General features: G+C 45.5%; 14 protein-coding genes. 2 read left to right on the forward strand and 12 right to left on the reverse strand.

All coding sequences use genetic code 11. The annotated features are described in order from the left end of the window. Window positions 1-83: 83 nt before the first annotated feature. Window positions 84-716 carry an NAD(P)H-dependent oxidoreductase gene (locus ED312_RS05795; RefSeq protein ID WP_123215066.1) on the forward strand — a complete coding sequence of 211 codons (633 nt, stop codon included), beginning with the start codon at window positions 84-86 and terminating at the stop codon, window positions 714-716. Between the two features lie 76 nt (window positions 717-792). Beyond that, window positions 793-1,989, forward strand: a complete 1,197-nt coding sequence (locus tag ED312_RS05800) for a DegT/DnrJ/EryC1/StrS family aminotransferase (RefSeq protein ID WP_123215067.1) — start codon at window positions 793-795, stop codon at window positions 1,987-1,989. A 107-nt stretch (window positions 1,990-2,096) separates the two neighbouring features. Here the strand turns inward: ED312_RS05800 and ribB are convergent, their stop codons facing one another. From ribB to ED312_RS05860, 12 genes are all read right to left on the reverse strand, one after another. Then, a complete protein-coding gene (ribB, locus tag ED312_RS05805) occupies window positions 2,097-3,245 on the reverse strand; it encodes a 3,4-dihydroxy-2-butanone-4-phosphate synthase (RefSeq protein WP_123215068.1) in 1,149 nt (382 codons plus the stop codon). A gap of 159 nt (window positions 3,246-3,404) precedes the next feature. After that, window positions 3,405-4,883 (reverse strand): LptF/LptG family permease, encoded by a 1,479-nt coding sequence (locus ED312_RS05810; RefSeq protein WP_123215069.1) that lies wholly within the window; start codon window positions 4,881-4,883, stop codon window positions 3,405-3,407. Window positions 4,884-4,949: 66 nt separating this feature from the next. After that, window positions 4,950-5,612, reverse strand: a complete 663-nt coding sequence (locus tag ED312_RS05815; RefSeq protein WP_394342850.1) for a LolA family protein — start codon at window positions 5,610-5,612, stop codon at window positions 4,950-4,952. 44 nt (window positions 5,613-5,656) lie between these two features. Beyond that, entirely contained in the window at window positions 5,657-8,125 is a 2,469-nt protein-coding gene (locus ED312_RS05820; RefSeq protein ID WP_123215070.1) for a DNA translocase FtsK, read from the reverse strand. Between the two features lie 84 nt (window positions 8,126-8,209). After that, the gene (locus tag ED312_RS05825; protein WP_123215071.1) at window positions 8,210-8,569 is read right to left on the reverse strand and encodes a diacylglycerol kinase family protein; all 360 of its coding nucleotides are present in this window, start codon (window positions 8,567-8,569) and stop codon (window positions 8,210-8,212) included. A gap of 87 nt (window positions 8,570-8,656) precedes the next feature. Continuing rightward, window positions 8,657-9,157, reverse strand: a complete 501-nt coding sequence (gene tpx, locus ED312_RS05830) for a thiol peroxidase (protein WP_123215165.1) — start codon at window positions 9,155-9,157, stop codon at window positions 8,657-8,659. A gap of 166 nt (window positions 9,158-9,323) precedes the next feature. Further along, on the reverse strand, window positions 9,324-9,581 hold the full coding sequence (locus ED312_RS05835; protein WP_123215072.1) for a DUF6952 family protein: 258 nt from the start codon (window positions 9,579-9,581) through the stop codon (window positions 9,324-9,326). 38 nt (window positions 9,582-9,619) lie between these two features. Further along, a complete protein-coding gene (locus ED312_RS05840) occupies window positions 9,620-9,928 on the reverse strand; it encodes a thioredoxin family protein (RefSeq protein ID WP_123215073.1) in 309 nt (102 codons plus the stop codon). Window positions 9,929-10,085: 157 nt separating this feature from the next. Then, complete coding sequence (locus ED312_RS05845) at window positions 10,086-10,724, reverse strand: peroxiredoxin (protein WP_123215074.1); 639 nt, start codon at window positions 10,722-10,724, stop codon at window positions 10,086-10,088. A 259-nt stretch (window positions 10,725-10,983) separates the two neighbouring features. Next, window positions 10,984-12,438 carry a Na+/H+ antiporter NhaC gene (gene nhaC / locus ED312_RS05850; RefSeq protein WP_123215166.1) on the reverse strand — a complete coding sequence of 485 codons (1,455 nt, stop codon included), beginning with the start codon at window positions 12,436-12,438 and terminating at the stop codon, window positions 10,984-10,986. A 184-nt stretch (window positions 12,439-12,622) separates the two neighbouring features. After that, entirely contained in the window at window positions 12,623-12,922 is a 300-nt protein-coding gene (locus tag ED312_RS05855) for a four helix bundle protein (RefSeq protein WP_123215075.1), read from the reverse strand. A 52-nt stretch (window positions 12,923-12,974) separates the two neighbouring features. Beyond that, the gene (locus ED312_RS05860) at window positions 12,975-14,171 is read right to left on the reverse strand and encodes an aminotransferase class I/II-fold pyridoxal phosphate-dependent enzyme (protein ID WP_123215076.1); all 1,197 of its coding nucleotides are present in this window, start codon (window positions 14,169-14,171) and stop codon (window positions 12,975-12,977) included. Window positions 14,172-14,258 lie beyond the last annotated feature (87 nt).

Consider the following 14,258-nt stretch of genomic DNA (forward strand, 5'->3'; position numbering starts at 1 on the left):
GCATTTATCCGGATGGGGTCCCTGTCGAAGGATGTGGATAAAGAAATCTTATTGGACCTCAATTTTATCCAAAACAATATAAGATGAATACAATAGAACAGCTACGATGGCGCTATGCTACCAAAAAATTTGATGCTGTGCGCAAATTAGGAGACGACCAGGTGGAGATGCTGAAAGAGGCATTTAACCTCACGGCGCTTTCCTTTGGTTTGCAGCCCGTAAAACTCGTTATAGTAAGTGATCCGGACAAGAGAGAGGAACTGCTTCCCCATGCATTTGACCAGAAGCAGGTAACCGAGGCTTCCCACCTGTTGATATTCTGTATAGAAACAGTCATTGATGAAGAATTTATCCGCAGTTATTTTGACAAGGTAAAGGCCGTCCGTAATACTTCGGAAGAAGTGCTGAAGCCTTACCGGGATTTTCTCATAGCGGATTTTAATAAAAAAACCAGTGAAGAGATCGAGGCCTGGGCCAAGAACCAGGCTTATCTTGCCCTGGGCAACCTGTTGACGGTATGTGCCATGGAAAAAATAGACGCTTGTCCGATGGAAGGGTTCCTGCCGGGTAAGTTTGACAAGGTACTGGGGCTGGGCCATGAAGGATTGAGATCGGTCCTTATTATGCCTGTGGGCTACCGTGCGGAAGACGATGTTTTTTCTACGATGGAAAAGGTACGTAAAGAAATAAGCGAAAGCGTTATCGAAATAAAATAGACGCTCCGTATTTCAGCCACTTTCCCGGATATTCCGTGAACACAAAAAGTAAACTAACGTTATAATTATACGATTTATGCCCGGATTTGAACTCTTCGGAGATATAGAACGAAAACATCTGAATGATGTACTGGACAATGGCGTCCTGATGCGATACGGCTTTGAAGGTATGCGTAAAGGCCACTGGAAGGCAAAAGAACTGGAAGCGGCATTGTGCGGCAGAATGCAGGTAAAACACGCCCAGCTGGTAAGTAGCGGCACGGCTGCCCTTACCGTAGCTCTTGCAAGTGCCGGTGTGGGGGCCGGGGACGAGGTCATTATGCCGGTTTTTACTTTTGTCGCCAGTTTCGAATCGCTTATGGCCGTAGGGGCTGTTCCGGTACTGGTGGATATTGACGAGACCCTGACGCTGGATCCCGCTGCAGTGGAAAAAGCCATCACTCCCCGAACCAGGGTAGTAATGCCCGTACATATGTGCGGTTCTTCGGCACAATTACGCGAACTGAAAGCAATATGTGAAAAACACAACCTACTTTTACTGGAAGATGCCTGCCAGGCCATAGGAGGGACTTATGAAGGCAAACCATTGGGAAGTTACGGCGATATGGGATGTTTTTCTTTTGATTATGTAAAGACTATTACCTGCGGTGAGGGCGGTGCCGTTATTACCAATAACCCCGAATATGCAAAACATGCCGATCATTATTCCGACCACGGGCATGACCATTCAGGTAACGATCGCGGTGCGGAACAGCATCCTTTCCTTGGATATAATTACCGGATCTCCGAACTTCATGCGGCAGTTGGGCTGGCACAGCTGTCCAGGCTGGATGATTTTCTGGAAGTACAGAAAAAGAATTACACGGTATTGCGACAGGCCCTGGAAACCATTCCTGAAGTAATATTTCGTAAAGTACCGGAAGGGGCGGAGGAGAACTACTCTTTTTTAAGTTTCTTCCTGCCGGATGAAGCCACGACGCGAAAGGGACATAAAGCACTGGGAGAAGCCGGTGTGGACGGTTGTTTTTACTGGTATGATAACAACTGGCATTACATTAAAAAATGGGAGCATTTAAAACAATTAAAATCTCTCGGAAAAATGCCGCAGGAAATTGTAGACGGCATGCGCGATTATGATAAAAGTGATTTTCCTGCTTCCGATGCAATAATCGGGCGTACTGTCTCCGTGCTTGTCAAACTCAGCTGGAGCGAAGAACAGCTACGGGAGAGGGCGGAAAAGATGGTAAAAGCAATCAGGGGCGCTATAGGATAAAATGCAGGTGGCATAGCCATATAAAAAGGTACCGGGAAGTTCATAAACTGTCATGAAAACAGGAATGACAGGGAAAAACCGGAACTTTTCGGTACCTTTCTTCGTTTCTAATAATTTACATATTCGACGATCTCCAGTCCGTAACCGATGATCCCCACACGCTTGGTCTGTTCAGAATTGGATACCAGGCGTACTTTTGAAATGTCCAGATCGTGGAGTATTTGAGCACCGATACCGAAATCTTTCTGGTCCAGTACGACCTTCGGAGCTTTTACGATTCCCTCTTTTTGTAATTCTTTTAAACGGCCCAGTCGCTGAAGCAGGTTCAGGGATTGGTTTTGCTGGTTGATGAAAACAATGGCGCCACGGCCTTCCTCATTGATCACACGGAACATACCGTCCAGTTTTTTGTCCAGGTTATTGGTAAGTGTGCCCAGGATATCGTTGTTTACCAGTGTGGAATTGATCCTGGTAAGTATAGGGTCACCGAGTTTCCAGCTACCTTTGGTAAGCGCTATGTGGACCTGGTTGTTGGTAGTCTGTACATAAGCCCTCAGGCGAAAATTCCCGAACCGTGTCTCTATATCGAAGTCCTCCTTCTTTTCTATCAGGCTGTCGTGCTGCATTCTGTAGGCAATAAGATCTTCGATGGACACTATTTTCAGGTCCATTTTTTTCGAGATCTCCAGCAGTTGCGGTAATCTTGCCATAGACCCGTCTTCATTCATCACTTCCACGATAACACCTGCGGGAGCCAGTCCGGCCAGCCGGGCCAGGTCAATGGCCGCTTCCGTATGGCCTGTTCTGCGCAACACTCCTCCCTCTTTTGCTATAAGGGGGAATATATGGCCGGGGCGTGCAAGTTCAAAAGGCTTGGTATCCGGGTCAATAAGAGCCTTTACGGTTTTGGCCCGGTCTCCTGCGGATATTCCCGTAGTAACGCCGTTGCCCCTGAGATCGACCGATACGGTAAAGGCCGTTTCCATCGGGTCCGTATTGTTGTGTACCATGGCAGTGAGCCCCAGTTCCTTGCACCGCTTTTCCGTGAGCGGGGCACAAATGAGGCCACGACCGTGTGTAGCCATAAAGTTGATCATTTCCGGGGAGACCATTTCCGCAGCCGCGACAAAATCCCCTTCATTTTCCCTGTCTTCATCGTCAACTACAATGACAATCCTGCCATTGCGTATGTCCGCAATGGCCTCTTCGATCGTATTCAGTTTTATTTCGGGTTCTTCCATTGTTGTGGTGTTCATCTTTACGAAATTTTACGGTACAAAGATACCTAATTTTTATGGGTTGATGCCTTGGTAAGGGCATGGCTTTTTAAGCCGTGGCACATATAGGTTTACTCATAAAGTGAGACTTGAAATATCGGTGTATTTTTATCGGATGTCCCGGGGTAGCAGCCTTTTTTATTTTTCCTTTTTTTGGAATTTCCCGATCAGGTTTCTGAGAGGGTCCATGATACTGTCTATGTTCAGTAAGCCTTTGTCTGCCGTAGCCCTTCGGGTGAGGAAAATCCCCAGGGGAAGCATGATAATGGTAGACAACCACGACCCGAGAATGGGAGGAATGCTGGCGTCTTTGGCATAGTTCCTGGCAAACATGCCCAGAAAGTGATAGGAAAGGAACAATGCGATACCCACAACCATAGGCAGTCCGAGCCCCCCTTTGCGGATAATAGCCCCGAGCGGAGCGCCTACAAAGAAGAGGATAACACAGGCAAAGGCCAGGGCATATTTGCTGTGCATGGCCATAATGTAATAGTTCAGTACCATGTCTTTTCGCTGCAGCTCCGCTTTTCTGCTGTCTATGGTATTGACAATGTTGGTTATATTGCTGAGGGCGGTCTCCACCACCTGTTCTTTCTTTCTTCCTTCGAAAAGACTCAGGATATCACCCGGAGTATTGGAGACCCGGGGTTGTTCTTCTGTAATTTTGACCGTGTTCTTTATGCTGTCCTTCTTGTTGTCGGTTTCATAAGAACGGTTCATGGTGGTTATTCCCGTTCGCTTGTAGATATTGTCGCTAAAGTTACGTACGGTAGTACTGTTGTTCTCTTCGATGGAATCGATGAGGTACCCCAGTTCGCTCACATTATACATTTTGTATGTGTTGTAACTTTCTTCATCCAGGTCAACATCGTTCATTTCGGAGAGGTCCACGTTGATCGTGTATACCTCGAATTCGGCTTTGGCATGCGGGTAATTGTCCAGGTTTTTCGGGTTGGAGGGTGTCTGGTCTTCATAATAATAACCGTCAATGAGCTTGAGTTTCAGTATATCTGATTTCTCATTACTGATAAGCTCCCCTTTTTTGGCTTTGATTACCGTTTTATTCTCTCCTTTGGAATTTTTTTGATGTAAGATCACATTGTCGAGAAGCCTGTCGTCCTTGCCGTGTTTCTTCTCCACTTTGATATTCATATCCTGTATGTCATTAAATATACCTTCCGATATGGCCATGGCGGGTTTAACCTTGGCAATGTTCTGTTTGAGGTTATAGGCTTTGAATTCCGCCCGGGGAATAACACTGTTGGCAAAGTAGAATGTAAATGCGCCCAGGGCGACCATGAACACAATAAGGCTTCGCATGGCCCGGTACAGTGAGATCCCGGAAGATTTCATGGCGGCAAACTCATAGTTCTCCGCAAAACTACCGAAGGTCATCAGGGAAGCCAGCAGCACAGTGAACGGTAATACCGTGGGGACCAGGCTCGGAGAATAGTACAGCAGGAACTTCCCGATCACCCAAAGATCGAGCCCTTTCCCGGCCAGGTCATCAATAAAGAGCCAGATAGCCTGGAAAATAAAGATAATCATCAGTATGGTAAAACAACTGATGAAATTAAACAGGAATCGGGATAATATATATCGGTCTAAGATCTTCAATGTACGGAAATTCCATGCCCGGTGCCGAAGTTTTATGGACTTCCGGGACCGGGGTTAGTTTTTGGATTATTGCTTAACAATATAATACCCTTCATCTTCGTACTTCTTAGCGTTGAATTTGAACAGGTTGCCGGACAAGGGCTGATTGGTCTTGAACGAGTTCACCGTTATGGTGGTTTTCGTGCCGTTTTGCCCCGTCTGTATCAGGTTATATATATGCTTCGTCTGTGCGTCGATACCCAGAAGTATTTCTTTGGCTTCCGCTTCGGTATCGATGGGTATAAGCTTTATATACTGAATTTGTCTTCCTCTCACATTCTGTAAAACATCCCAGCTATAGTTATAGCCCTGCCTGTAAAAGGTAAGCATTTTGGAAGGTGTAATGGTGTTTTCGTCTTCCACATCTGGGCTTTCGATAACGACTTCCTCGTTTTCAGGGATAATGGTAATTACTTTATTACCGTCAAATATTTTGGTGGCTCCCAGGTAGTTGAAAAGGTATTTTTCCCCTTGTATGGTAACATCTCCACGGGTTTCCTGTTTAATATTCTCCGCTTTGTTTTCCAGGACATATTTAAAGTCTACCTGGATATTATCATAGCTTTTTACTTTGTTATATACTTCGTCGAGCAGGGTTTTCGCTTTGTCGGAACTTTGCGCATATCCCAGTCCGAACATCATTAAAGCTATTACGATAACAATCTTTCTTATTTCACATAGTGTTTTCATACCAGTAAATTCGTTTCAATTCTATTATCGGGCCTTTTTTAAGGTCAGGCTCCGTTTCCTTGTTCGTTGTTAAAAAACTGTTCCAGGGCATAGGTGTCGGCTATAAGAACCTGCCGGGCCTTGCTGCCTTCAAAAGGGCCTACGATACCTGCGGCCTCCAACTGATCAATGATCCTTCCTGCCCTGTTGTATCCCAGTTTCAGTTTTCGCTGCAGAAGAGATGCCGATCCCTGCTGGGCTATGACAATAACTTCTGCCGCCTCTTTGAAAAGGGCGTCCCTTTCCCCCGGATCTACATCAAGACCCGTGCCAGATTCTTCCCCGACATATTCCGGGAGCAGGTGTGCGTCCGGATACGCCTTTTGAGACCCTATAAAATCGGTTATTTTACTGACCTCAGGGGTATCGACAAAAGCACATTGCAGGCGGACGAGATCGTTGCCCTGGGTATAGAGCATGTCCCCCCGGCCAATGAGCTGGTCCGCACCCTGACTGTCGAGGATGGTCCGGGAATCTATCTTTGATGTTACCCGGAAAGCTATCCGCGCCGGGAAGTTAGCTTTAATGATACCCGTAATAACGTTTACAGAAGGCCTTTGTGTGGCGATTATAAGGTGTATGCCGATAGCCCGTGCAAGCTGTGCCAATCGGGCAATAGGCGTTTCCACCTCTTTCCCCGCTGTCATGATCAGGTCTGCAAACTCATCTACTACCAGTACGATATACGGCAGGAACTTATGACCGTTATTGGGGTTTAATTTACGTGCCTTGAACTTGGTGTTGTATTCTTTGATGTTACGAACCATGGCATCTTTAAGCAGTTCATAACGGTTGTCCATTTCTATACAAAGGGAGTTCAGGGTATTGATTACCTTATTGTTGTCCGTTATGATGGCTTCTTCCGTATCCGGAAGCTTGGCCAGGTAATGCCTCTCTATTTTGTTGAAGAGGGTAAGTTCCACTTTCTTGGGGTCTACCAGCACAAACTTCACTTCTGCCGGGTGTTTTTTATACAGCAGCGAGGTGAGTATGGCATTCAACCCTACTGATTTACCCTGTCCCGTAGCTCCGGCCATAAGCAGGTGGGGCATCTTGGCCAGGTCGACCACAAAGGTCTCGTTGCTGATATTTTTTCCGAGGGCAATCGGAAGTTCCATTTCGGCATTATGAAAGCGGGTAGATGCAATAACCGACCGCATGGACACGGTAGTGGGGTTTTTGTTAGGCACTTCAATACCTATGGTCCCTTTACCCGGAATAGGTGCAATAATACGGATACCCAGTGCAGCCAGGGAAAGGGCAATATCGTCTTCCAGGTTTTTTATCTTGGAGATCCTTACACCGGCGGCAGGAACAATTTCATACAGCGTTACGGTTGGCCCGATCGTCGCCTTTATCTGGGAGATATCTATCTTATATTGTTTCAGGGTCTCTACGATACTGTTCTTGTTCTCTTCCAGTTCTTCCTGGTTGATGGTAATACCGCTTTGTCCGCCATGGTCGACAAGGAGGTCGAGGGGAGGGAACTGGTAGTTGCCGAGTTCGAGTTTCGGGTCGAATTCACCGAAATCCTGCACCAGCTTATCCGAGAGAATATCCGTTTCTTCTTTTTCCTCTTCTATTTTTTTTATTTCCATCCGGATATCGTCGTGTTTCTCTTCTTTGGCAGAGGTATGGGAAGTAGGGCGTATTTCATCTTCGTCCTGTCCTGCTATTTTTATTTCAAAAGAGTTTTCGATATCAACATCCGATGTCTTATCTATGCGCGAATACCCGGAACCGGTATTTTCTTTTTCCTTGTTTTCCAGTGCAACCTCAAAAGGAGAGGGGGAGTCATTGGCGGTGGTACGTATAACAGGCTCTTCCGTGTTTTCACCGGCAGGATTGTCCCGTTTCATCCTGTTAAGGTCCCTGCGCATGCCTTCCCGCATTCCGGCAAACTGGGTACCTATTTTCTCGGGAGTGACTTTCAGTTTTTTTACCGCAAATATGATAAAACCGAAGAGCAATAATAAAATAACCCCGATTTTACCGATATAATCCTGCAGGAAATCGTTTATTTCATAACCGACAACACCACCGAGGAGAGGTGCTTTTGCAGCAAAAAAACCAAAAAACACGGAGAACCACAGGATAGCCAGAAGTCCCCATACCCAGCGATTGACGAGTTTCTTCTTATCCAGGCCAATGAACCAGTGCAGCCCGGTAAGGAAAAACAGGTAAATAAAGATAAAAGCCGCAATTCCGAATCCCTTATAAATAAACAGGTAGCTTACGGAAGCGCCGAATTTGTTCAGCCAGTTTTCCGCCTGGGCATTCCTGTCGCTAAACTCGGACAGCAGGCTTTGGTCTTGTTGCCAGGTAAAAAAGAAAGAGACAAAAGCAATGCACAGGGCAACGCTCAACAACATACCCAGGCTCCCGAGAATGATCTTATTTTGTTTTGAAAAAGTGAATCTTGAGGTTTTGGGCTGTGTTGAGGTAGCTTTTTTTCTGTTCCTTTTTTTAGCCATTATATACGTTCGGTTTATACTACTTGCTCAGCAAGTTTAAAAGCAAAAATACAAATTACAAACGTACAGGATTAAAATATATTTTTAAAATATTTTAGGAATGTAGATTATGCAGCCAATGATAATGGCCGTGGCAGCAGCTATAAAAACAGCCCCTGCGGCAATGTCTTTTATGATGCCTATTTTATGGTGATGGTCCGGGTGTATGAAATCGGCCATTTTCTCTATGGCCGTATTCAGGCCTTCCACACTCATAATAACGGCTATGGTGAGTATCTGGAGGATCCACTCCGTAGCGGAAATATCGAAGTAAAAACCTGCGACGGTCACTATACAGGCTATGGTAAACTGCACCTGTATACTGGCTTCCGTACGGAACAGGATCACAGCCCCTTTGGCAGCATACCGGACACTTTTTACCCGGTTTTTGAAGAAAGAACTCATGTTCCTGATATTGAACAACTAAAACTAAAACGGCAGTTGACAGAAATCCAAGGCTGCCTGCTGCCGTTTTTTAGGATAGTCTGATGATTATTTCAGGGTCTTAACGGCAGCTTCGTAATCCGGTTCGTCCGTGGTCTCCGCCACCTGTTGGGTATGGATAACCTTACCATCTTCGTCAATGACTACTACCGACCTGGAAAGCAGTCCGGCCAAAGGGCCGTCCACAAATTCCACCCCATAGCTTTTCCCGAATTCCCTTTCCCGGAAATCGGACAGGGTAATCACATTGTCCAGTCCTTCCGCACCGCAGAACCGGGCCTGAGCAAAAGGCAGGTCCCTGGAGATGCACAATACGGCTGTGTTGTCCAGTCCGGATACCTTCTGGTTGAACTTGCGTACCGAAGCGGCACATACACCGGTATCTATACTCGGAAAGATGTTCAATACAACTCTTTTTCCTTTGAAATCCTGAAGTGAAGCAGAAGAAAGATCGTTTTTAACCAGTGAAAAGCCAGGTGCTTTTTCGCCGGTTCGGGGTAATTCCCCTGCAGTTTTTATCGTATTTCCTTTAAGCGTTACTGTTGCCATGTTTTCTTGTTTTTTTTTAGGTATTATACATCGTGTCCGTATATGGGACAAGTGATTGTAAAGATAGCCAATCTTTGAGGAAAAACCCGGGAGGACGGAAAGAAAAAATCCCCTTTCCCGCAAAGAGAAAGAGGATTATCAGCAATTTTTTCCCAACCGGGTACGTTTATTTGTCGATGGAGCCGAGGACCCTGCCCATAAAAGCATTCAATGCTTCTTTTCTGGACATACCGTCTTTTACCATTTTATCTACTTCCACGGCACCGTACATATTGGAGATAAGTTCTCCTATTACGTCGAGTTCCTCATCCTTCAGGGAAGGGACTTCCGTGAGTGCTTCCAGGGTTTCTATGGCTTCGATGACATAGTCCTGGTCATTTTCTTCTATAAAATTTGCCAGATGTTTTATGATAGGTAACTTCATGTTTCCGTTGTTATAAAATGCAGCCCCTGGTTAACCTGCTATTTGTTATTTTCGATAAATGATTTTAAAACATCTGTCTTATTGGTCTGGATCTGATTTACCAGTTCCCCGTTTTTAAAGGCGGCAAAAGTAGGAAGATTATCCACATTTGCCAGCTTTCTTGATTCCGGGAATTTTTCGGCATCCGCCACTACAAAGGAGGCATTTTCCGTTTCGGAAGCAAATTTTTTAAATTTAGGCTTCATAATACGGCAGTTACCACACCATCCGGCGGAATACTGAACAAATACCGTGTCATTTCCTGCAACAACCTCGGGAAGGTTGTCTTTCTCTAATTCCTGTATCATAACACTTGTTTTTACTTTCGTTTTTTACATGTTGCACCGGGATTTTCCGAAGTCCGTAACCCCGGCAAAAGTATCCCGACTTTACCTTCGGAAATCATTCCCAGTAGTAAAGTCGGGAACCTGATACCAAAAAGACCGGAACTTTTAATTCCGTATATTAGTTGGCACTCAGGTATTCGGCAACACCTTGTCTGTTGGCAGACATGGCTTCTTTACCGTTTTCCCAGTTGGCAGGACATACTTCCCCGTGTGTCTGAACGTGTGCATAGGCATCGATCAGTCTCAGGAATTCATTTACATTTCGTCCTACCGGCATATGGTTTACACTTTCGTGGAATACGGTACCTTCTTCATCGATAAGGAAAGTGGCCCTGTAAGTTACATTATCTCCTTCGTAAACATACGAATCGGTTTCTTCGTTGTATGCTTCGGACTGCAGATCCAGGATGCGCAGCATGTTGGCCAGGTTTCTGTTGCTGTCGGCAAGCAGAGGGTAGGTTACACCTTCAATACCTCCGTTATCTTTAGCTGTGTTCAGCCATGCAAAGTGTACTTCGGGAGTATCACAGGAAGCACCGATAACCACAGTGTTCCTTTTTTCAAACTCCGGCAAAGCGGCCTGGAAAGCGTGCAACTCCGTAGGACATACGAAAGTAAAGTCTTTCGGATACCAGAACAGGATAACTTTTTTGTTGTTTTTTATCGCTTCTTCCAATACATTCACTTTGAATGTATCACCCATTTCATTCATAGCATCAACTGCTATGTTGGGGAACTTTTTACCTACTAATGCCATAGTTATTATTTTTATTGGATTAATACTTTTCTGATGCAAAAATAGCATAGTATCCCGTGCCTTTGCATTGAGATAGATTATAATATTTTATAGTCTGATAGAGGTTCTTAATAGGGGTGAAAAAGAGAGGTTTTTTTTAGGTACTTGTCAATTATGAAGGGTGGTATTTGTTGTATCCGTAATTTTATTTCTAAACGCTGAAAATATTATTTTTCCTTTGTGATTTGTTCCGTACAAGAGTCTGCCGGCAGGCTTTTGCCTATTTATCACTGAGTTGTTTTATTTTAATGCGGAAAGCAGCAAAGAGAAGTGTCATAAACGGGCTTAAGTAATTAAATACCGCATACCCTGCATATGCGGTAGGAGAGACCCCCAGCACACTGCTGTGATAAGCTCCGCAGGTATTCCACGGAATGAGTACGGAAGTGACCGTGCCCGAATCTTCCAGGCTCCTGCTCAGGTTTTCCGGGGCCAGCCCCTTGTCCTTATAGGCTTTTGCAAACATTTTTCCCGGAACCACAATGGCGAGATACTGGTCCGAAGCTGTAGCATTCAGGGCAAGGCAGCTGGCAACGGTACTGGCAAACAACCCGAAGGTCGTATGAAAGAGCTTTAATAAACTGTCCGTAATTCTGGCCAATGCTCCTATGGCTTCCATAACCCCCCCGAACACCATGGCGCAGATAATAAGCCATATGGTACCGAGCATACCGGACATGCCTCCTGCAGAAAAGAGATCGTTAAGTGCCGGATTTGTGGTTTCTACCGAGGTATCTATGGTTATGGCATCCATCACCCCGCGATATGCAGAATGAAAGTTAAGACTGCTTTCTCCTGCTATGCCCGTTACAATATCCGGTTGAAAAATGACGGCAAATACTCCGCCAAGAAGGGTCCCGGTAAGTAATGCAATGAGCGGCTGTGTTTTTCTTATGATCATAAGGATAACCAGGGCCGGAACTATAAACAGCCAGGGAGATATGTAAAAAGATTCGTCTATGGCGGCAAGAATGCCATCGGTATCGGGTTTTCCCGTGGTATCTATGGTAAAGCCCAGGATGATAAATACGATAAGTGTAACTGTGATAGTAGGTACGGTAGTAAGGGCCATATAGCGGATATGCGTGAACAGATCTGTTCCTGCCATGGCAGGGGCAAGGTTGGTGGTATCACTGAGCGGAGACATTTTGTCGCCGAAATATGCACCCGAAAGTACAGCCCCTGCAGTCATGCCCAGTGAAATACCCAAAGCATCGCCTATCCCGATCAGGGCAATACCTACTGTGGCTGAAGTTGTCCAGCTACTGCCGGTAGCTACCGATATAATAGCACAAATAATGACACAGGCAGCCAGGAAAATAGTAGGATTAAGGATTTGCAGGCCGTAATAGATCATGGAAGGGATAATGCCGCTGATGAGCCATGTCCCCGAAAGTGCTCCTACCATCAGCAATATCAGGATAGCCCCGGTCGTGGATTTCACATTCCGAGCCACTTCTTCCATCATTACTTCATAAGAAACTTTATTAAAAAAACCTACGACAGCGGCTACAGCTGCCCCGAGAAGCAGGATAAACTGGTTGGAACCGGACAAGGCATCGTCTTTATAAACAAAAAGGACATTATAAGCTAACATACCTATGAGCGCAAATACGGGGATAAGGGCTTCCCAGATCGATAATTCCCTGTTTTCAATGACCTTGTTTTCTTCCATATAATTAAAATTGTTCCGGGTATTCTTATGTTCCGGGATACGGGCTGCTTTTTCAGTATGCCGCACCGGATGTTTACAGGTTGTAATAATACGACTTTGCCTAAAGGTTTACAAATTTTTTAGAGGTGAGAGAAGGGGAGATGGTGAGACAGTGAGAGAAGATCAGAGGTGAGGACATGGGAGATTATTTTTTACAGGTGGATTTGATTTTTGATACGATTTTCAATCTTTCAATGCCTTTGGCCCAATACAGACATTCATCGGCTTCTTCTACGAGACAAATCTTGGCATAGTGTTCCTTTGCAGAGCCTCCTCTGCAGAATGCCCTGGAATTGGCTCCTACCGAAGTGGACGACTTAGCCAACTGATAACCGATCACTCTGGCAGAAATATTTTCTGGAATAGCCTCCGAAAAACCCAACACCCGCACAGCATATTCCGGCGTACGGTTTCTCATCTGCTCGTTAAATTCCGCGTTTGTCATATAACTCGTTTCACTACCCTTTCACCTCTCGCTTTCTCACCATCTCACTTTCTCATATCCCCAGCGTCTTCATACATGTTTTCATTTTGTCATAGGTCCGTTCTATATCATTGTCCAGACCTATGGAGAAACGGATAAGTCCGTCGGTAAGTCCCATTTGTTTTTGTTCCTCCGGAGAAATTTCGGAAGAAGTGGAGGTGCCCGGTGCACTGAAAAGGGTTTTATAGAAGCCGAGACTTACGGCAAGGTACCCGAGGTTGCTGTTTTGCATGTTTTCCATAAGTGCATTGGCTTTGTCGAGAGAACCGACATCAAGGGTCATCATTCCCCCGAAACCGTATTCGGTATTTAACTGCTTCCTCATGGTTTCATGGCCGGGGTGTGATTTCAGGCCGGGGTAAACCACTTTGCGGCCATCTTCTTCGAATTTCCTCGCAAGGAAAAGAGCATTTTCACTGTGTTTTTTAATACGGATATGCAATGTTCTGAGGTTTTTGAGTATGGATGCCGCCCTCAGGCTGTCCATGGTGCTACCCAGCAACATGCCCGCGCCGTCGTTAACATCTTTCAGGGAAAGACAAAAGTCCTTACTGCCGCAAACTACACCGCCTACACAGTCACTGCTGCCGTTGATGAATTTTGTAAGGCTGTGGATGATCACATCAGCACCATGCTGAGCAGGAGCAATACTGAGCGGGGAGAAGGTATTGTCCACAACCAGCGGAATATTATGTTTTTTGGCAATTTCGGATAAGGCCCGGATATCTGCTATTTCCAGCAGGGGATTGCTCACGACCTCGCAATAAAGCATTTTGGTTTTTTCGGTAATAGCGGCTTCTACTTTTTCTACGGAGGTAGTATCTACAAAAGAGGTATGTATGTTCATCCGGGGGAGAAAGTTTTTCATAAAGGCATAGGTGCCTCCGTAAACTGTTCTTCCGGAAACAATATGACTGCCTGCATTGCAGTATTGCAGGATAACGGCGGTGATAGCTCCCATGCCACTGGCGGTGACATTGGCTGTTTCTGTCCCTTCCATAGCGGCAAGGGCTTCGCCGAGATAGAGATTGGAAGGGGAAGAATGCCGGGAATAGAGATAGCAACCTTCGGTATTTCCTTCAAAGGTGTCGAACATGGTTTTTGCGGAAAGAAAGGTGTAGGTGGACGAATCGGAAACCGAAGGGTTGACCCCACCGAATTCTCCGAAATATTGCAGGTCCTGTATCTTGTTTGCGGGATCGAATGCCATACGAATCAGTTTTATGAATTAGTGCTGCAAGCTACCGAAACCGGGGCATTTTCACAAGCGGATTTTTCGATATTAATAATTGCAGGT

This window comes from Sinomicrobium pectinilyticum, assembly GCF_003725735.1.
GTDB lineage: Bacteria > Bacteroidota > Bacteroidia > Flavobacteriales > Flavobacteriaceae > Sinomicrobium > Sinomicrobium pectinilyticum.